The organism is Aeromonas sp. QDB23 (assembly GCF_027707745.1).
GTDB lineage: Bacteria > Pseudomonadota > Gammaproteobacteria > Enterobacterales > Aeromonadaceae > Aeromonas > Aeromonas allosaccharophila.
The window spans coordinates 14556-32542 of the sequence record NZ_JAPCJA010000033.1 but is presented as its reverse complement, the minus strand read 5'-3'; the positions used below and the strand labels follow the sequence as shown (position 1 = coordinate 32542).

14 protein-coding genes are annotated in these 17987 nt (G+C 62.2%); 7 read left to right on the top strand and 7 right to left on the bottom strand.

The genetic code is table 11. The annotated features are described in order from the left end of the window. Window positions 1–41 precede the first annotated feature (41 nt). From glpC to PG888_RS14465, 4 genes are all read right to left on the bottom strand, one after another. Window positions 42–1244: an anaerobic glycerol-3-phosphate dehydrogenase subunit GlpC gene (glpC, locus tag PG888_RS14480; protein ID WP_182937590.1), complete on the bottom strand. Its 1203-nt coding sequence runs from the start codon at window positions 1242–1244 to the stop codon at window positions 42–44. A 51-nt stretch (window positions 1245–1295) separates the two neighbouring features. After that, window positions 1296–2561 carry a glycerol-3-phosphate dehydrogenase subunit GlpB gene (glpB, locus tag PG888_RS14475; protein WP_270693614.1) on the bottom strand — a complete coding sequence of 422 codons (1266 nt, stop codon included), beginning with the start codon at window positions 2559–2561 and terminating at the stop codon, window positions 1296–1298. Beyond that, window positions 2551–4224, bottom strand: a complete 1674-nt coding sequence (gene glpA / locus PG888_RS14470; RefSeq protein WP_182937588.1) for an anaerobic glycerol-3-phosphate dehydrogenase subunit A — start codon at window positions 4222–4224, stop codon at window positions 2551–2553. The genes glpB and glpA overlap by 11 nt, the downstream gene beginning before the upstream one ends. 242 nt (window positions 4225–4466) lie before the next feature. Then, window positions 4467–4922 carry a YchJ family protein gene (locus PG888_RS14465; protein WP_182970936.1) on the bottom strand — a complete coding sequence of 152 codons (456 nt, stop codon included), beginning with the start codon at window positions 4920–4922 and terminating at the stop codon, window positions 4467–4469. Between the two features lie 123 nt (window positions 4923–5045). On the opposite strand from PG888_RS14465, the gene PG888_RS14460 reads away from it, so the two are divergent. The 4 genes from PG888_RS14460 (at window position 5046) to PG888_RS14445 (ending at window position 9964) form a co-directional block, all read left to right on the top strand. Next, complete coding sequence (locus tag PG888_RS14460; protein ID WP_075112129.1) at window positions 5046–6713, top strand: methyl-accepting chemotaxis protein; 1668 nt, start codon at window positions 5046–5048, stop codon at window positions 6711–6713. A gap of 130 nt (window positions 6714–6843) precedes the next feature. Then, the gene (locus tag PG888_RS14455; protein WP_042060762.1) at window positions 6844–8055 is read left to right on the top strand and encodes an ROK family transcriptional regulator; all 1212 of its coding nucleotides are present in this window, start codon (window positions 6844–6846) and stop codon (window positions 8053–8055) included. 173 nt (window positions 8056–8228) lie between these two features. Beyond that, window positions 8229–8984, top strand: coding sequence for a tRNA-uridine aminocarboxypropyltransferase (locus PG888_RS14450; protein WP_182937586.1), 756 nt, complete (start codon window positions 8229–8231; stop codon window positions 8982–8984). Between the two features lie 203 nt (window positions 8985–9187). After that, window positions 9188–9964, top strand: coding sequence for a TSUP family transporter (locus PG888_RS14445; protein WP_021231324.1), 777 nt, complete (start codon window positions 9188–9190; stop codon window positions 9962–9964). Between the two features lie 75 nt (window positions 9965–10039). Here PG888_RS14445 and PG888_RS14440 read toward each other — a convergent pair whose 3' ends face one another. Both PG888_RS14440 and PG888_RS14435 read right to left on the bottom strand, forming a co-directional pair. Further along, window positions 10040–10906 carry a LysR family transcriptional regulator gene (locus tag PG888_RS14440; protein WP_270693616.1) on the bottom strand — a complete coding sequence of 289 codons (867 nt, stop codon included), beginning with the start codon at window positions 10904–10906 and terminating at the stop codon, window positions 10040–10042. 60 nt (window positions 10907–10966) lie between these two features. Beyond that, window positions 10967–11884 carry a DMT family transporter gene (locus PG888_RS14435; protein ID WP_234605309.1) on the bottom strand — a complete coding sequence of 306 codons (918 nt, stop codon included), beginning with the start codon at window positions 11882–11884 and terminating at the stop codon, window positions 10967–10969. A gap of 185 nt (window positions 11885–12069) precedes the next feature. On the opposite strand from PG888_RS14435, the gene PG888_RS14430 reads away from it, so the two are divergent. The 3 genes from PG888_RS14430 (at window position 12070) to PG888_RS14420 (ending at window position 15766) form a co-directional block, all read left to right on the top strand. Continuing rightward, the gene (locus PG888_RS14430) at window positions 12070–12948 is read left to right on the top strand and encodes a helix-turn-helix domain-containing protein (RefSeq protein WP_270693618.1); all 879 of its coding nucleotides are present in this window, start codon (window positions 12070–12072) and stop codon (window positions 12946–12948) included. 262 nt (window positions 12949–13210) lie between these two features. After that, a complete protein-coding gene (locus PG888_RS14425) occupies window positions 13211–14848 on the top strand; it encodes an ATP-dependent endonuclease (protein WP_042657190.1) in 1638 nt (545 codons plus the stop codon). 198 nt (window positions 14849–15046) lie between these two features. After that, window positions 15047–15766: a hypothetical protein gene (locus PG888_RS14420; RefSeq protein ID WP_234605295.1), complete on the top strand. Its 720-nt coding sequence runs from the start codon at window positions 15047–15049 to the stop codon at window positions 15764–15766. A 122-nt stretch (window positions 15767–15888) separates the two neighbouring features. Here the strand turns inward: PG888_RS14420 and glgX are convergent, their stop codons facing one another. After that, window positions 15889–17952, bottom strand: coding sequence for a glycogen debranching protein GlgX (gene glgX / locus PG888_RS14415; protein ID WP_234605293.1), 2064 nt, complete (start codon window positions 17950–17952; stop codon window positions 15889–15891). Between the last annotated feature and the right edge of the window lie 35 nt (window positions 17953–17987).

Here is a 17987-nt window from a genome sequence, read left to right as displayed (position 1 = left end):
TGCATGGATTGTTTTTTATACGGCCGCAAGGGCCGGGGGAGTCAGGCCAGCGCCTGGGCCAGCAGGTGGATCGGATGTTCACAGCGGAAGCTGGTGCTCATCTCGATCTGCCATTTGCAGGTCTCGCAATCGGTGATCACCAGATCGGGGGCCAGGCGGTTGATTTGATCAAACAGCCCTTCGCCGATGGTCTGGCTGGTTTCGTAGTTCTCCGACTTGAAGCCGTAGGTGCCGGCGATACCGCAGCACTGGGACTCCAGTACTGTCACCTTGACCCCGGGAATGGCGCGCAGCAATTCGAGGGTGTAGATGACGCCCCCCATCTTCTCCATGTGGCAGGGGGTGTGGTAGGCGATGTGCAGATTGAGCGGCTTCATCGCCGGTTTGTTGCCCTTGTAGAACTCGTTCCACAGGAAGCGGGTCACCAGCGAGATGCGATCGCGCACCTTGTGGTTGTCCTGTTCCAGCAGGTGGGGATATTCATCGCGCAGGGTGAAGCCACAGGTGGAGGAGGTGGCCAGCAGTGGCATCTCGTTGCCGAGCAGGGAGTTCTCCATCTGCTGGATGTTGAAGGCTGCCTGCTGTTTGGCCTTGTCCATGAAGCCGTTGGCAATCAGCGGCACGCCGCAGCACTTCTCCCGCTCCAGCAACTGCACGCCGATGTTCATGGCGTTGAGCACCTGCACCAGCTCCTTGCCGAGCTGCGGGTGGTTGTAGTTAACGTAGCAGCCGTGGAAGTAGGCGATCTGGCGCGCATAACAGGCCTGAGTCTCTTTCTGCTTCTTGTACCAGCCGCGGAAGGTGCCCTGGGAGTACTTGGGCAGGTCGCGGTGGGAGGAGACCCCCAGCGCCTTGTCCAGCACCAGTTTCATCGGCTTGAGGCCGGTGGTGAAGTTGACCACGGGGGCCATCAGGGTAGACATGCTGCCCATCAGGTCGGTGTGGGAGAGTACGAACTCGCGGATCCCCGGTTTGAAACCGCTGTACTGGTGCTTGGCCTTGGCGATGATGTCGCCGATGCGCACCCCGCTCGGGCAGGCTACTTCACAGCGTTTGCAGTTAGTGCAGTGCTTGAGGGCGCTGTCGAACAGCTCCGGGCTTTTGATCCGCAGCCGCTCCCCATCCGGGCCCGCCTGTTTCGGGCCAGGGTAGGCGGGGTTGGCCTTGGCCACCGGGCAGTAGGCGGTACAGACGGTGCATTTGATGCACTGATCGAAAGTTTGGTTGGCGTGATCCAGTAGCATGTCAGTTCTCCTCCCGGCGATGATGAAGACACGGGATATGGGACAAAGTAATCATTGGGCCGCGCCCAGAATATGGCCGGCAGCCTGCCAGCCGGTGGCAACGGCGACACCGGAACCTGACCCCTCTTTGATGGGGTCATAGTGCGCCAGCACGCTGCCAGCGCCGTAGAGGTTGACCAGCGGCTTGCCACCGTGCAGCACTCTGAGCTTGTCGTCAGTCTTGACCCCGAAGCCCATGAAGGGGTGGTGGTCAAACAGGCGTCGACCGGCCCAGGCATCACGCTCTTCCAGACTCAGCACATCGGCATCGAAGATGGGCTCGCGGATGCCGCGCAGACGGGACTCCAGCCCGCGACTGAAGAAGCTGCCGGAGGCGAGCACGAAGTGGTCCGCTTCAAACAGCTGATCATCGCCATTCTGGCTGTGCACGCCGATGACGCGATCACCCTCGTAGCGGGCGCCCAGCACCCGTTCACTGGTGAGGAAGGTGCCGCCAAGGGCCATGAAGCGGCGCTTGAGTGCCTCCTGCATCCGCATGCCGATCAGCGACGGCGGCATGGTGGCCACCTCCTTGATGGTGCAGCCGGTGCGCTGCTCCAGCTCCGCCAGACGCGGGCCGACCAAGCCAAGGGACAGGCAAGCAGGCAGCACGATATGGCGGCAGCCCGGTTCACCACACTCCAGTACCATGCGGCTGATCTCGCGGGCCAGGTCCGCCACCAGATGGTGCTTGTCACAGAGACGGGCGATATCGGCGGAGCGAAACTCGTGGGGGTTGCGGCTGAATTCCGCCAGCTGGGGCAGGCGTACTTCGCCGGTCAGAATGCGGCAGTGGGCGAAGCGGGGATGGGTCGCCAGATTGGCGGCCGCCAGCGCCGGATGAAAGTCGCGAAAGCCCTCGAGGGTGGCCAGCAGCAGTACATCCGGGATCGGCGTATCGGTGACGCAGGCACAGGTATCGGGGGAGAGCCAGGTGCGTTTGAGGGTGCCGATGGGGGTCAGGCGCTGGTGGTTGGTCTCGTGGCGCACCAGCGGCAGCCCCTGCTCGGCGCAGTGGCGCTGCAGATCGGCGAGGCTCGCTTCGATATTTTGCATCCCCACCTTGCTATAGGGGTGATCCGGATGGGCTGCCATAAAGGCGGGCAGGGCGGCGCGGGGATCTCCCTCGCTCTCCAGCAGATCGATCGAGCCGGAGGAGAAGTGCAGCGCACTCTGGCCGGAGGCCATCAGCAGGGTCTTCTGGCCCGCCTCTACCAGCCGCAGGGCGGCCGAGAGTCCCGCCATGCCACCGCCGATAACGATATTGTCAAACTTCATGACGGCTCTCCTTGTGAGTGGTCTCGCTGGTTGGGCCGCGAGGCGTATCGGCAACCAACTGCGGCGCCGTCCATTCTCCCAGGCCAAACAGCCCTTCGTAGATCCAGTAGGTGAACTCGGCCTCGCGCAGGGCATCGCCCCACAGGACGGGGCGGGTCCCCTTGTAACGCTCCTCGAGGAACTGGCGCAGCATGACGCAGGCCTGACGACCGTCAGCCTTGCCATACTCCTGCATCAGACCAGCGGCGCGATAGGCACACAGCTCGCCCTGACAGGGCCCCATCCCCAGACGGGTGCGGCGGCGCAGGTCGATGAGGTTGTCCACATCCAGCTCGCGCAGGGCATATTCGATTTCGCCCGCGGTGACCATTTCGCACTCGCAGATGAGGGCGTTGGCCTTGGGGTTGTCACGGAAGAAGGCGATAACCCGCTCGCCGTGGCGGTATTGGGCAGAGCCTTCGACCGGCACCGAGAGGCCGGGAGCGGAGACCTTTTCCGGATCCCGTGAGCCGGGCAGGCTCAGTTCGGCGGTCTGGCAGTGCTTGCTGTTGCCGAGCTTCTTGGCCAGCAGATCGGTGGCCCACTCAGCCATCAGGCGGTAGGTCATCAGCTTGCCGCCGGTGATGGTGTTGAAGCCCTTGAGGCCATCGCGCTCGGCGTGATCCAGCAGCACGATACCGCGGCTGATGTTGCGGCCGGTGTCGTCACCGTCCACCGCCACCAGCGGGCGTACCCCAGCGTAGGCGCGTAGCAGACGGGTGCGGGCCATAATGGGAGCGAGCTTGATCCCTTCGCGCAGCAGCACCTCGACCTCTTCGGGTTCGACGGTGAGCTGGTCAATCTTGTTGTAATCGATGCGACTCGACGTTGTACCGATCAGGGAGATGGTATCGCCCGGCACCAGAATGTCGGCATCCGCCGGTTTACGGGCGCGGTTGAGCACCAACTGGTTGATGCGGTAATCCATGATGAGCAGGGAGCCCTTGGCCGGGAACATGCGGATGCCGAGATCGGCGTATTCGCAAATTTGCTGGCCCCAGATGCCGGCGGCGTTGATCACCTCCTGACACTCCACCTCGAACGCTTCGCCGGTGCGGGTGTTGATGGCTTTGACCCCGTGCACCCGATCCTGCGTGCGCAGCAGCCCCAGCACCTTGCTGTGGGTGAAGATACGGGCGCCATGTTCTTTCGCGTCCAGCACGTTGGCAGCGGCGAGGCGGAATGGGTCGACCGTGCCATCCGGCACATGGATGGCGCCGATCATCGCCGGGTTGGCGTTGGGTTCGAGCAGCAACGCTTCGCGGGGATCGAGCTGGCGGGTGTCGATACCGGCCAGGGCGCAGGCATCCATAAAGGTGCGTTGGAAATTGATGTCATCTTCCGGCAGGGTGAGGAAGAGGCCGCCCGTGTCCTCGACACAGTGGCTGGCAATCCGCTTGAGGATGCGGTTTTCCTGGATGCATTCGCGGGCGGACTCCTGATCCGTCACCGCGTAGCGAGCACCGGAGTGCAGCAGGCCGTGGTTGCGGCCGGTGGTGCCAGCGGCGATATCATCGCGCTCGAGCAGGATGCAGTCGATGCCGCGCAGTGCGCAATCGCGCATGATGCCAGCCCCTGTGGCACCGCCGCCTATGATGACGACTTGTGTGGTTATTCTTTTCATTGTTGCCCGTCTCATCTCTTCCAGATGAGGCCAGTGTGGCGCACTTCTGAGTGAAAATGTTTGATATGGGCCAAATTTGCGCTCGCAAACGCTCATTCGCTCGCGCGTTAATGAGCATTATGTGACATTTGTCACGCTTGCCATCGCATCGATTTGTCGGCCGGTGGCGAATGACAGGTACAAAAAAGGGGCATCGGATGCCCCTTGCCGCTGTTTGACGAGTCTGGTGGGTGTGTTACGCGTCAGCCACAGCACTTCTTGTGCTTTTTGCCGCTGCCACAGGGGCAGGGATCGTTGCGGCCGGTTTTGAGCGGCAGGGGATCGATCTCCCCTTCGGTGTAGACCCAGCGCCCCTGATAACGCACGAAGCGGGAGCGCTCATGCAGGCAGTGGCGCTTATCCCCCTCCAGAAACCAGGCTTTGAACTCCACTATCCCGGTTTCATCTTGCGGGCCGCCCTGGCTGGTGATGAGCTCGAGACCGTCCCAGCGGGTGTCGATGCGTGAAAGCTCTTCGGCGGTGAGGCCGCCGAGGTGGGCCGGATGCCAGCTATGGACCAGATACTCCCCCAGCCCGAGCACGAAGGCGCTGTAGCGCGAGCGCATCAGCTGCTCCGGGGTGTCAGCCACAGCGCCACTGTGAAGTGAGCCACAGCACAATTCGAGAGAAAGGGTTGAACTGCAAGGACAAAGATTCATGATTTTCACATTCTGGCCGATTTGTTTAAGTGAATTGTAACGAAAGGGGGGTTCGCCCTGCCAGCACCTATACTGATGAGTAGGCTAGGAATTCCAATAAAAACAGCTGCAAGGATGTGAAAGATGACGCTAAAACAGAAAATCCTGTTACTGGGTGCAGTACCCGTACTGCTGATGGCCCTGGTGGTCAACCTCAGTAACTACATGGTCTCCAAGAGCGCTCTGGAGTCTGAGCTGGTGGTGGCGAGGGAAGATGCCATCAAGGAGCGCAAGGCGCTGCTCAGCAGTTACATCATGATGGCCAAAACCGCCGTCGATGCCGTATATGCCCTGCCGGATTCACCGGAAAATCGTCAGAAGGTCAAAGAGTTGCTCAGGCCACTGCGTTACAGCAGTGACGGCTACTTCTTTGTCTATGACTTTGAGGGCAACACAGTACTGCTGCCGACCCGTGCCGAGCTGGAGGGGAAAAACCGCTGGAACGACAAGGATGCCAAGGGCAAGTTGCTGATCCAGGACATTCTCAAGGTGGCCCGTCAGGGGGATGGCTTCTCCGAGTACTGGACGGCCAAACCCTCCATCGGTCGCGATGCCCCCAAGCTGGCCTTCAACATGGTGCTGGACAAGTATCAGTGGGTCATCGGTACCGGTTTCTATATCGATGATATCGACAACGATTTGGCCGCCCTGCGCGCAGAGCGCGAGAGCAACATGTATGCGTCGCTGCAGAGCAGCGTGCTGGTGATCCTGCTGATCCTCGGTATCACCCTGGTCGTGACGGTGATCGTGGGTAACCGGGTGACCAAACCGCTGGCGGATGCGGTGTCGGCGCTCAATGACATTGCCGACGGGGAGGGGGATCTGACCCAGCGCCTCAAGGTGCAGAGTCAGGACGAGATTGGTCAACTGGCCAGCGCCTTCAATCGCTTCGTCGAGCGGATCCAGTCGGTGGTGAGCCAGGTGGGCGAGACCAGCAATCACCTCTTTAGCGCAGTTGAGAAGCTGCACAATCTGAGCGAACACTACGATCATCAGATGCAGGGCCATAGCCGCGAGACCGATCAGGTGGTGACTGCGGTGACCGAGATGAGCTCCACCGCGCAGGAGGTGGCGGCCAGCGCCTCCAATGCCGCGACAGCAACCAGCGATGCGGCCCGTGAGTCTGACGCGGCGCGCGGTGTGGTAAGTGGGGCCATCAACAGTATCAACCGGCTGGTGGGGGAGGTGCATACCGCCTCCGGTGTTATCGAGCAGCTGGCGCAAGAAACCGCCAAGATTGGCTCCGTGGTAGAGGTCATTCGTGGCATTGCCGAGCAGACCAACCTGTTGGCGCTCAATGCCGCCATCGAGGCGGCCCGGGCTGGTGAACAGGGGCGTGGCTTTGCGGTGGTGGCGGACGAAGTGCGCTCGCTGGCCGGTCGTACCCAGCAGAGCACCAAGGAGATCAACGAGATGCTGCAACGGCTGCAGGGCGGGGTGAAGCAGGCGGTGGATGTGATGCAGGCGAGCGAGGATCGCAGCCAGGAGACGGTGCAGGAAGCGGGACACATCGCCAGCTCCCTCGACAGCATGGTGATGGCGGTCAGTACCATCAACGACATGAACATCCAGATCGCCACCGCCGCCGAGGAGCAGCATGCGGTGTCGGAGGAGATCAACAAGAACCTGGTAGCCATTCAGCAGATCGTCAGCGAGCTGACCGATGCGGCGGTGGAATCCAACAGCACCACTCGCGATCTGGCCAATACCGGCGACAAATTGCGCAAACTGGTCTCCCAGTTCCGTTATTGATCCTGTCAGGGCCCGTGATGACAACCACAAGATGTGGTCTGAACTCCGGTTCAGGCCGCACTTTATTTGGGGATTGCACAATAATGTGTGAAAATTGGCGGCCCCTGTGTCAGCCCTTAATCCATATCCTATGAATGAGATCGTGAAAGGCAGTATCGACTTGATCCGGCAGCTCAACTACGGCCTGGTGTACGCCAGTCTGGAGGAGCACAAGGAGCTGTCACGTACCGATCTCTCCCGCCTGACCGGCCTCTCCCCTGCCAGCATCACCAAGATCACCCGTGAACTGCTCGATGGCGGTCTGGTGGTGACCTGTGGCGAAAGTTCGGTGGGGCGCGGCCGTCGCCAGACCCTGCTGCGCATCAACGAGCGCCGCTTCCAGTTTCTCTCCATGCGTCTTGGTCGTGGCTACGTGGATATGGCGCTGTTCGACTTTTCCGGTCGCTCACTGGCTCGCCAGCGCCACCTCTTTACCGAAGAAGAGCGGGCCGATCTGTTGGGCAGTCTGGTACACGCCATCAAGGTGTTTCTGCCGAAAAAGTCCCTCAGTCTGGCCTGTATCGCCCTCTGTCTGCCGGGTCAGGTGGAGCGTCACTCCGGCATGGTCAAGCACTTCCCCTTCTACGATCTGCGCAACTGGCCGCTGGGGCCCACGCTGCAACAGGCGTTTGCCGTGCCGGTGCTGGTGAGCGGTGACGTGCGTACCTGGATCCAGGCCGAGCGGGAGTGGGGGGCTGCCAAGAATTGCGCCGATGCGGTGCTGGTGTTTGTCCACAACGACATCGGGGTCGGCATGGTGGTCAACGGCCAGCTCATCGAGAGCGAGAATGCGCTGCTCGGGGATCTCAGCCACCTGCAGCTCGAGCCCTATGGCCAGCGCTGCTACTGCGGCGGCTTTGGCTGTGCCTGCACCCTGGTGACCAATCAGGCGCTGGAGGCGCAATACCGGGATCTGCGCGAGCGGATGCAGGAGCACGACTTGCCCGAGAGCGTCACCATCCGCGAGCTGTGCGAGCTGGCGCTGGCGGGCAACAGCCTCTGTCAGGATATTCTCCATCAGGCGGCGGGCCGCCTCTCCAAGGTGCTATCCAACCTCATCTGCCTGCTCAATCCGGGCAAGCTGCTGCTGGGGGGCGAGATCACCCGCGCCGATCGGCTGCTGTTCCCCATGCTGCACCAGTCGCTGGCCAGCCAGTTGCCCGCCGAATATCTGGTTCGGCTGCAGATTGAATCCACCCACTTCTACGAAGATCCCACCAAGCCCACCTCGGTGCAGGTGCACAAGGCGCTGCGCGATGGCAGCCTGTTGCTGGAGCTGCTGCGCAGCTGTCAGGAGTCGTAAGGCAAGAGAGTTTGGCACTGTGTCTGGCGAAAGGGGCAGGGATTGCTGTTCCGCCAGCGCGTAACTGGGTACAATCTTGCGCTTTTCCGGCAGCGCCCCTGTTATCGGGGCCTGTGGCCCGTGACATGTTGGCACTGCCGCCGTTCCTGTTTTGACTCCAGTTGTGAACCTAAATGAAGCCTGTTCCTGATCACGCCGTCAACCGCCTGCGGGCCTGGCGCAAGAGTATCTCTACCCGACCGTTTCTTGCCCGTGGCGGCACCCTGGCCCGCTGTCCGGCCTGTCAGCTGCGCGAGGACTGGTGTGCCTGCGAGTGGCGCCCCGAGCTCAAAGCCGAGGCCGGTTTCTGCCTGCTGATGTATGACAGCGAGCCGATGAAGCCCTCCAACACCGGTCGCCTCATCGCCGATGTGTTGCCGGATACCACCTGGGCGTTTCTCTGGTCACGTACCCAGCCCCATCCCGAGTTGCTGGCCTTGCTGGCCGATCCTGCCTGGCAGCCCTATGTGGTCTTTCCCGCCTGCGAGAAGGAGCCTGCCCGCCTGACCGGTGAGGTGACGTTGGCACCGGGCAAGAAGCCGCTCTTTATCCTGCTCGACGGCACCTGGCCGGAGGCGCGCAAGATGTTCAACAAGAGCCCCTATCTCGACGGATTTCCGGTGCTCGCCATCAAGCCCGATGCGCTCTCCACCTACGGGATGCGAGTGGCCAACTGCGATGAGCACCTCTGCACCGCCGAAGTGGCGGCCTGTGTGCTGGAAGTTGCGGGGGAGCTCAAGGCGGGGCAGGCGCTGCAACACTGGTTCAATCTGTTCAGCAGCCGCTACATGGCCGGTCGGGTCAGCCGTTTCCCCAGTGCCGATGAGGATCATCTGTGTGAGGCGCTGGCGGCCATCAAGGAAGCGGAAGTCCCGTCCCCCGCGCTTTAACGGGCCCTCTGAGGGTTGGGGCAGGGGCGTGGCAGCGCACATCAATGAAAATCAGGAATCAATTGGCTGCCACTGTTTTGTTAGATTCATGGTCAGTGGCCCGCTAGGATAGCTGACAGTCTGTGCAGCCCCTGCACAACGTCGTTTTGGTTATCTCCGGTTGTCCGGCCCCTTCGGGCAACCCACTCTCGTGAGGTCTATGGATGGAATTGGAACTGGTTACCCTGTTTGCCCTGTTTGGTGTGGCGCTCGTCGCCGGCTTTATCGATGCCATCGCCGGTGGCGGCGGCCTGCTGACGGTGCCAGCGCTGCTCGCCACCGGTATGCCGCCCGCGCTGGTGCTCGGCACCAACAAGCTGCAGAGCAGTTTCGGCTCCTTCTCCGCCACCTGGTTCTATGCCCGCAAGGGGCTGTTGGAGTGGGCCATGATCTGGCCTGCGGTGATCTGCACCTTTATCGGTGCGGCCATCGGCACGCTGGCGGTGCAGACCATCGATGCTGCCATTCTCGAGCGCCTGCTCCCTTTCCTGCTGATGGCTTTTGCCTGCTACTTCTACTTCTCGCCGCGGGTGAGCGATGCCGAGAGCTCCCGCCGTCTCACCCCCATGCTGTTTGCGCTGCTGGTGGGGGGCGGTGTCGGCTTCTATGACGGCTTCTTCGGGCCGGGCACAGGATCGTTTTTTGCCATCGGTTTCGTGGCGCTGGCAGGTTTTGGCATGGCGCGTGCCACCGCTCACACCAAGTTGCTCAACTTCACCTCCAACATAGCCTCCCTGCTGTTCTTTGCCCTTGGTGGCAAGGTGGTGTGGAGTGTCGGTTTTTGCATGGCGCTGGGGCAGTTTATCGGCGCCCGTTTTGGCTCCAAAATGGTGCTCAAACAAGGGGTGAAGCTGATCAAGCCGCTGCTGGTGACCGTCTCGTTGCTGATGTCTGCCAAGCTGGTCTGGAGCCAGTATCCCGAGCTGTTTGCCTGGATCTGAACCGCGGGGAGTGGGCAACAAATTGGATGTTTACGGGGCCCTTGGGCCCCGTAAACATCTGGCGGGTTTACACAGTTAGCGCGGCGTGTCGCTGCAGTGGCGAAAGTGTTGCTGCAGGGCGCTGACCAGCTGGGCAATCCGCTTGCGCTTGAGACTGCTCTGCCGGTAGACCAGATGAAGGGGGCGGCCCAGTCCGGGCAGTGGGCGGGCCATCTCCCCCTGTTCTCCTATCAGCCCCAGCAGGCCAGCGGGCAGCAGCACAGGGCCAATGCCTGCCTTGGCGAGTTCGATGAGCGCCAGATAGGAGTCGAGCTCCATGGCGGGCTCCAGCCCCATCTCTGCCAGCGGTTCGCGCAGGTAGCGGTTGGAGGGGTTCTCCAGATCCATGGCGAGGATCTTGCGCCTGCTCCCTGAGCTGGCTGGCGGCAGGCTCTGCTGCGCCTCGCCAACCAGATAGAAGGGCTCTTCCATTAGCAAATCGGCGCCGAGGCCGTGGCCGGGAGGGAGCCGACCGGCGCAGATGCCGAGCAGGGCATCACCGCTGCGCACCCGCGCCAGAATGACCGGAGTGTGGTGGGTGGAGAGGGCAAGATGGGGATCGCGGCCCAGATGGTCGCGCATAAAGTGGGCGAGGTAGCCCGCCAGCAGGGTTTCGGAGCAGGCGATGGGGAGGGGGCTGTGATCCGCCAGATCCTGGCTATCTGCCAGCACCCCCTTCATTTCGGCCAGACTCGGGGCCACTCGCTCAAGCAGCTCATGGGCCTGCGGGGTGAGCCGGATCTGGCGCCCCTCCGGCTCGATCAGCTTCTTGCCAAGGCGCAGCTCCAGCTGGGCAATCCGCTTGCTCACCGCCGACTGGCTGATATAGAGGCGACTGGCCACCTTGGCCATGGTCCCTTCGCTCGCCAGCAGGCTCAGCGTCTCCAGCCCTTCCAGTAACATCTCGCCCTCTCGTGTCGCCATCATGCATATCGAATGGCGCTACCTTAGGGGCTGACGGCCTCAGGAGCAAGGGTCGTTCGCTGCCTTGACCGGGCGAATGTGCCATTCGCTTAAGGGCGGCGCGAAGATCACCAGATTGCCAATGAGGCTCACCACCACCCCGACCACCGAGACCGGCTGCCAGACAAAGCCTTCGTAGAAGGTGGAGAGAGTGAGCGCCACCAACGGAAAGAGCACGGTGGCGTAGGAGGCCTTGCTGGCGCCGATGCGCCCCACCAGGGTCAGGTAGGCAGTAAAGGCGATCACTGAGCCAAACAGCGCGAGATAGACCATGGCCGCCAGATAGTGGCTGTCGGTCGGCACTACCAGTTGCTGGCCGAGCAATGTGACCCAGCCCAGCAACAGCACCACGCCGTAAACCATGCCCCAGGGCACCAGTTGCAGTACGTGATAGCCGTGGCGCTGGCCCCGGGCCGAGACCAGATTGCCCAGCGAAAAGCAGAGGGTGCCGCCGCAGGCGAGCAGCAGCCCCTTCCAGCCGTTTGCACCCAGTTGCGCATCCGCCAGCACCGGCCAGAACAGCAGCAGGGTGCCCAGGAGCCCCAACAGGGAGCCTTGCAGCCAGCGCAGGGTGGGGCGCTTGCGCTCGAACAGCCAGAGGTTGAGGCCGTTGAAGATGCTGGCACTGGCGAAGATCACCGCCGACATGCCACTCGGGATGTAACGGGTGGCGTGGTAGAAGCAGAGAAAGTTGGTGGAAAAGAGCAGGGCACCGAGCAGTGCGGCGTAACGCTGGCCGTGCCAGGGGAGGCGTGGGAAGCGGCCGCTGGCGGTGAGCAGGGCAAACAGTGCCACCGCCGCCAGCAGGAAGCGGTAGAGCACCGACACCTCGATGGGGATGGGGCCAAGTTGCCAGGCGATGGCAATCCAGGTACTGCCCCAGATAAGCACGGTAGCAAGATAGAGCATCAGGTTCATCATAGTTCCGGTACAGTTCCGGTGAGTCAGGGAGGATATGACCCACTATGGGGCGAGTCCTGATGGCTGGATTGCACCATCTTGCGGTTTTTCATCGTCCTGCGCTGTCATCTGCGGGCACGGTCGGTAAGATGGATGGCAGGCGGGAGAGCCGCGCAAATAACCGGAACAGGTGGCAGGGGCGAATGAAAACAGCAGGGGTATTTGATGCACTGGTCAGCACCGGCGCCCGGCTGGAGGACGCCTGCTGGCTCGAACCCGGGCTCGGGGTGGCCAGCTGGCGCAACTGCTATGACCAGACCCGCTATCACAAGCCGGGTCACCACACCCTGAGCGTCTATCTGCAAGGGGGCGAGCAGACCGAGCGGCTTGATGGACCGGGTGGCCACGGCGGCACCGGCAAGGTGTGCATCATGCCGGATCACCACAGATCCGAGTGGCTGGTGCGTGAAGAGTTTCGCTTCTTTCATCTCTACTTCACCCCGGCTCACCTCACCCGTATCGCCGAGGAGGTGTGTGACAAGGAGGGGCGCCACCTGCAACTGGTGGACAAGACCTTTATCGACGATCCGCAGGCGGCCGGGTTGGTACAGCGTCAGCTGATGCAGCTGGAGTGGCAGCACGGGGTCGATCGGCTGGCGCTTTCCCACGGCGCCTGGATGTTGATCCTCCACGCCTATCGTCACCACACCGAGGAAGCTCCCGGTTTGCCGCCTCTACGCGGCGGGCTGGCGCCCGTGGTGATCAAGCGGGTGCAGGAGTATCTGCAGGCCCATCTGGCCGATTCGGTGACACTGGCAGAGCTGGCCCAGCAAGCAGGGCTGAGCGAGTACCACTTCGCCCGCATGTTCGGCCAGAGTCTCGGTTGCCCGCCTCACCGTTATTTGCTGGGGCTGCGGCTCAAACGGGCCAAACAACTGCTGGTTGGCCCGGAGCCGCTGGCCAGCATCGCCAGTCAGTGCGGCTTCTCTTCCCAGGCCCATTTTGGCAACCGTTTTCGCGAGGCGTTTGGTTTGACGCCGGGGCAGTGGCGGGCGCAATTGTCATCTTCCTGTCACAGATAACCCTGAGACTTTGGGCAAAAGAGGTGTACTCTCTACCACTTATCCATTGAAAGGAATGCCCATTGAATTATCGCAAACGTCAAACTCGTACTCGTCACCTCTGGTTTAGCCACTGGAATGCTCCGCAAGATCGCACCGCTGTTGTTACCCCTCCCGAACCTGCAGTGCCTCACAGTTCACGTTGAAATCCCCCCGCCTGCGATAGGATTTTTCCGGTAATTTTGCCACTATTGCCCTATCACAATGATGTGGACATGGCCGGATGTTTCTGGAACGTATTGAAGTCAAAGGTTTTCGCGGCATAAATCGCCTGTCGCTCGGGCTGGATCACACCACAGTGCTGATCGGCGAGAACACCTGGGGTAAATCGAGCCTGCTGCGCGCCCTCTGGTGCCTGCTGGGGCAAAATGCCGAGCCCTATCAGTTCACCGCCGAGGATTTTCACCAACCGGAAGATCCCGAACTGGCGCCGGCGCGCCACCTGCAACTGGTGCTCACCTTCAGTGAGCACAGACCCCAGATGTGCCAGCACTCCCGTCGCCTGGCTCGTCTCAGCCCCTCCTGGGTGCTGCATAAAGACAAATTCCACCGTATTCACTATCGCGCCAGCGCCGAGCTGCAGGCGGATGGTTCTGTGCTCACCATGCACGATTTTCTCGACGGGGTGGGCAAGAGCCTGCCCATCGCCAATGCACATGAGCTGGTCTCCATGCTGATCACCATGAACCCGGTGTTCCGGCTGCGGGATGCCCGCAGTGCCCGCAACGGGGTGGAGACCCTGCAGTGGGGAGATCTCTCCGAACATCGCCTGAGCGAGCTGGCGGACAAGCTGATCGACGAACCCCAGCGCATCGGCGAGCCGGAGCTCAAAGAGGCGCTGCAGGCGGTGCGCCAGCTGATGGATCACTACTTCAACGCATTGGCCCCCATCAAGAACAAGCCGCGCAGTCAGCGCGACATCATCAATCGCCCCATGACGTTGCGCAATCCGGGCAACCTGCATACCCTGCTACGCCGCGCCGACAACCGCGCGTTGCAACTGGCGATGGCGGGGATGGCGGCCACCCTGCTGCAAGCGCGTGGCAACCGGGAGCTGGAGGAGGGGGCCCGTCCCATCATGATCCTGGAGGATCCGGAGAGCCGGCTGCATCCGACCATGCTGGCGCTGGCGTGGGGGCTGCTGGAACAACTGCCGGGCCAGAAGCTGCTCACCACCAACTCGGGAGACTTGCTCTCTTCCCTGCCGCTCAATCAGGTGCGGCGGCTGGTGCGCCGTCAGCAGGATATCCTCTGTCACCAGCTGGGGGGCGAGCGCTACAGCAGCGACGATCTGCGCAAGATCGCCTTCCATGTGCGGATCAACCGCCCCATGTCGCTGTTTGCCCGCTGCTGGCTGCTGGTGGAGGGGGAGACCGAGATCTGGCTGCTCTCCGAGCTGGCCCAGATCTGCGGTTACAGTCTGCGGGCCGAAGGGGTGCGGATCATCGAGTTTGCCCAGTGCGGCCAGTCGCCGCTGATCAAGGTAGCGCGGGACTTTGGCATCGAGTGGCACCTGCTGACCGATGGCGACGAGGCGGGGCTCAAGTATGCCGCCTCGGCCCGTGGCCAGCTCAAGGGCGAGCGGGAGCGGGACCGACTGACCCAGCTTCCTGCCGCCGACATCGAGCACTACCTCTATCACAACGGCTTTGAAGCTGTGTTTCGCCGCGAGGCCGGGGTGGGCGGGCGCGCCATGTGGAGTGCCAGTCACATCATCAACAAGGCGATCCATCACCGCAGCAAGCCGGGGATGGCGCTGGCGGTGGTGGAAGAGGCGGAGCGGCTCGGTGCCGAGCATATTCCGCCGGTGATCCGCCAGATGTTTGCCCGGGTGGTGGCGCTGGCCCGCGGTCAGGGCTGAAGCCTGCGCCGCATCCCGGCACTATGGGTATGGCTGCCAGCAGGGCGCCCTTCAAGGTGCATTGTGCTGGCGGCCAGTGCCCCGGATTGTTTGCCTACGATTGTTTGTCGTGATTGGGGATAGCAGCCGGTTTGGGTATACTCGCCCCCTCTCTGGCGCCCCGGTGGCGCACCTCGAATCTTTACTGCTGGAGGCGTCGTGTTCGTCCAACTCCCTTTTTGGCTCTTTCCCCTCACCGGATTGATGGCGCTTGGCGCCCTGATCGCCCTCGGTATCGTGCTGTGGCGCGGTGATATCTGCCCCGGCCAGCGCTCGCGCATTAGTCAGCAGATCTTCTCCATCTGGGTCATTACCGCGCTCTCCTTGATGCTGGCGGTCGAGGCCAAGGCGGCCAGCTGGCTGATCTGGAGTGGTGGTGTAGCACTGGTGCTCGGGGTCGGCTTGTCGCTGGCCCAGTCACGGCTGGAGGGTAAGCGTTCAGTCCCCTCAACGCTGCTCTGGCTACCGGCGTTGCCGCTCGCTGTCTATGGCTTCGGGCTGCTGCAACTGCAAGGCTGGGTGAGCGGTCTGCTGCAGATGGCGATGCTGGGGGCGGCCTTTGCCCACCTGATGCTGCTACGGGCCCGTCATCGCCTCAAGGCATTCAACACCCTGTTGCCGCTGGCCGGTCTGGTGGGGGCGATGGCCAGCCTTGTCTGGCTGGCGGTGCTGGTGGGCTGGCAAGGGGGCGAGGCCAATCTCGATGCGCTGATCCCGGCTGTGGTGACCCAGGCTGCCCTGCTGGTGGCCTCCCTGCTGCTCTGGTTCAGTCCGCTCTACTTGCAGCGTGATACCGCGCCAGTGGTGGTCTCCACCTCCCTGTGTGGCCTGCTGATCGCCCAGATTGCCGCCACCAGCGTGTTGCATCAGCTGGTCTGATACCTGCGCTGAAAAGAGAAAGCCCCGAGCCTTTGCTCGGGGCTTTTGCCTATCTGGCTTGCCGGTATCGCAGCCATCCATTAGCAGCAATCCATTAGCAGCAATCAAGCCGCAGTTATCTATCAATAGAAGTCGTCGGCCCCACAGATAAAGAGGCAGCTGCTGCGCGGTTGGGCGAGATACTCCCGGGTCAGCCCTTCTAGCGGCATGCCGAAGGTGCAGATATCTTGCGGCGAGGGGAGGGCCGTATCGAGGATCCGCCGCCAGTAGCCGCCAACCCCCTTGGGCGGGCTCGGCAGATTGAAGGTGAGGGGCTCCCAGTAGGCGTTGAACAGCACATAGAGTGCCAGCTTGGTTTCGCTCGACAGCGCCGACATCGCGATGGCGTGGGAGTGGGGGCTGAAGTCCGGTTGTCCGGCGTTGACCCCGTGCCAGCAGATCTCGCTGTGGCGCAGGATCTCGGTGAGCGACAGCGGCATGCTCTCCTGCTCCGGGCGCTGGAACAGGTGTTTGCGGTACTGGATCAGCTCCTTCATGAAGCGGAACATCTCCTGACCGCGGGTGCTGGGTAGCCAGTTCATCCAGCAGGTGGCGTTATCCTGACAGTAACCGTTGTTGTTGCCCCGCTGGGTGCGCAGCAGCTCGTCTCCCATCAGCAGCATGGGGGATCCCACCGAGAGCAGGGTCGCCACCATCATGTTCTTGGCCTGCCGCATCCGTAGGGCGTTGATCTGGGGATCTTCGGTGATCCCTTCATGGCCGTGATTCCAGCTGAAGTTGTGATCACAGCCGTCGCGGTTCTCCTCCCCGTTGGCCTCGTTGTGCTTGCCGTTGTAACTGGCCCAGTCCCACAGGGTAAAGCCATCGTGGCAGGTGACGAAGTTGATGCTCTTCTCGGGATCGGCGTGGTGATAGTGGTAGATGTCGGGGCTGCCGCACAGCCGCTCGACAAAGGTAGTGACGCTGTTGTCATCGCCGCGCAGGAAGCGGCGCACATCATCCCGGAACTGGCCGTTCCACTCACGCCAGCGGGCGCCGGCGAGCGACCCCACCTGGTAGAGTCCCCCCGCATCCCAGGCTTCGGCAATCAGCTTGATGTCGGCAATGTTCGGATCGGTATCTATGGTGCGCAGGGTGGGCGCATTGGCCTGCGGCTGGCCCGATTCGTCCCGCGACAGGATGGCGGCCAGATCGAACCGGAAGCCATCGACGTGCATCTCCTGACGCCAGAAGTGGAGGCTGTCCATGATCATCCGCAGTACCACCGGATGGGCGCCGTTGAAGGTGTTGCCGCAGCCCGAATAGTTGGTGTCTTTCTGGTTGTTGTCGAGGATGTAGTAGGCCTCGTTATCGATGCCGCGAAACGAGAAGACGGGACCATCATCACCCCCCTCGGCGGTGTGGTTGTAGACCACATCCAGGATCACCTCGATATTGGCGCGGTGCAGCGCCTTGACCATATCGCGAAACTCGGTGAGAGGGTCATCGCCGCAGGCGTATTGTGCGTGCGGGGCAAAAAAGGACATGGGGCTGTAACCCCAGTAGTTGGAGAGCCCCTTTGGCGCATCCTGGGGATCGAACTGGAACACCGGCAGCAGCTCGACGGCGGTGACGCCGAGGGATTGCAGATAGGGGATCTTTTCGATAAGCCCGAGATAGGTGCCGCGCAGCGCCGGATCAACCCCGGAGCTGGGGGATTTGGTAAACCCCCCCAGATGCAGCTCATAGATCACCGAGCGGGAGAGAGAGTGGGCGGGCAGCTTGTCTCCTTCCCAGTTGTAGTGACGGGTATCGACCACCCGATTCTTGGCGCAGCAGGCCAGATTGCTGCCGGGCCGGGCCGCCGCCCAGCGGTCGTAGTTGGCGCCCAGCTCGATGCTGCGGCCATACGGGTCGAGCAGCACCTTGTCGGCATCGAAGCGGGTGCCGCAGTAAGGGCGCCACGGGCCCTGAATGCGATAGGCGTAGCGTTGACCGACAGGTAGCCCTTCAATATGGATATGCCAGTAGTAGGCGGTGCGGTTGAAGCGGGGCGAGAGCGGGATCACCTCTGGCGTGCTGTCCTCGGCGCTGGCGAAGAGCAGCAGTTCCACCCGGCTGGCCAGGCGGGCCCAGATCGCGAAGTTGACGCCGTGGCTGTCGGGTGTGGCCCCCAACTGACGGCAATGACCGGCGGAGATGCGCATATTTTACCTACCCAAAATGAGGAGAGTTCAGCTTA

What these genes read in the sequence shown, in the direction of transcription:
- PG888_RS14460 (WP_075112129.1), top strand. Translation starts at nt 5,046, where the DNA reads ATGACGCTAAAACAGAAAATCCTGTTACTGGGTGCAGTACCCGTACTG.
- PG888_RS14465 (WP_182970936.1), bottom strand. Translation starts at nt 4,922, where the DNA reads ATGAATCTTTGTCCTTGCAGTTCAACCCTTTCTCTCGAATTGTGCTGT.
- PG888_RS14455 (WP_042060762.1), top strand. Translation starts at nt 6,844, where the DNA reads ATGAATGAGATCGTGAAAGGCAGTATCGACTTGATCCGGCAGCTCAAC.
- PG888_RS14425 (WP_042657190.1), top strand. Translation starts at nt 13,211, where the DNA reads ATGTTTCTGGAACGTATTGAAGTCAAAGGTTTTCGCGGCATAAATCGC.
- PG888_RS14430 (WP_270693618.1), top strand. Translation starts at nt 12,070, where the DNA reads ATGAAAACAGCAGGGGTATTTGATGCACTGGTCAGCACCGGCGCCCGG.
- PG888_RS14435 (WP_234605309.1), bottom strand. Translation starts at nt 11,884, where the DNA reads ATGAACCTGATGCTCTATCTTGCTACCGTGCTTATCTGGGGCAGTACC.
- glgX (WP_234605293.1), bottom strand. Translation starts at nt 17,952, where the DNA reads ATGCGCATCTCCGCCGGTCATTGCCGTCAGTTGGGGGCCACACCCGAC.
- PG888_RS14440 (WP_270693616.1), bottom strand. Translation starts at nt 10,906, where the DNA reads ATGTTACTGGAAGGGCTGGAGACGCTGAGCCTGCTGGCGAGCGAAGGG.
- glpA (WP_182937588.1), bottom strand. Translation starts at nt 4,224, where the DNA reads ATGAAAAGAATAACCACACAAGTCGTCATCATAGGCGGCGGTGCCACA.
- glpC (WP_182937590.1), bottom strand. Translation starts at nt 1,244, where the DNA reads ATGCTACTGGATCACGCCAACCAAACTTTCGATCAGTGCATCAAATGC.
- glpB (WP_270693614.1), bottom strand. Translation starts at nt 2,561, where the DNA reads ATGAAGTTTGACAATATCGTTATCGGCGGTGGCATGGCGGGACTCTCG.
- PG888_RS14445 (WP_021231324.1), top strand. Translation starts at nt 9,188, where the DNA reads ATGGAATTGGAACTGGTTACCCTGTTTGCCCTGTTTGGTGTGGCGCTC.
- PG888_RS14450 (WP_182937586.1), top strand. Translation starts at nt 8,229, where the DNA reads ATGAAGCCTGTTCCTGATCACGCCGTCAACCGCCTGCGGGCCTGGCGC.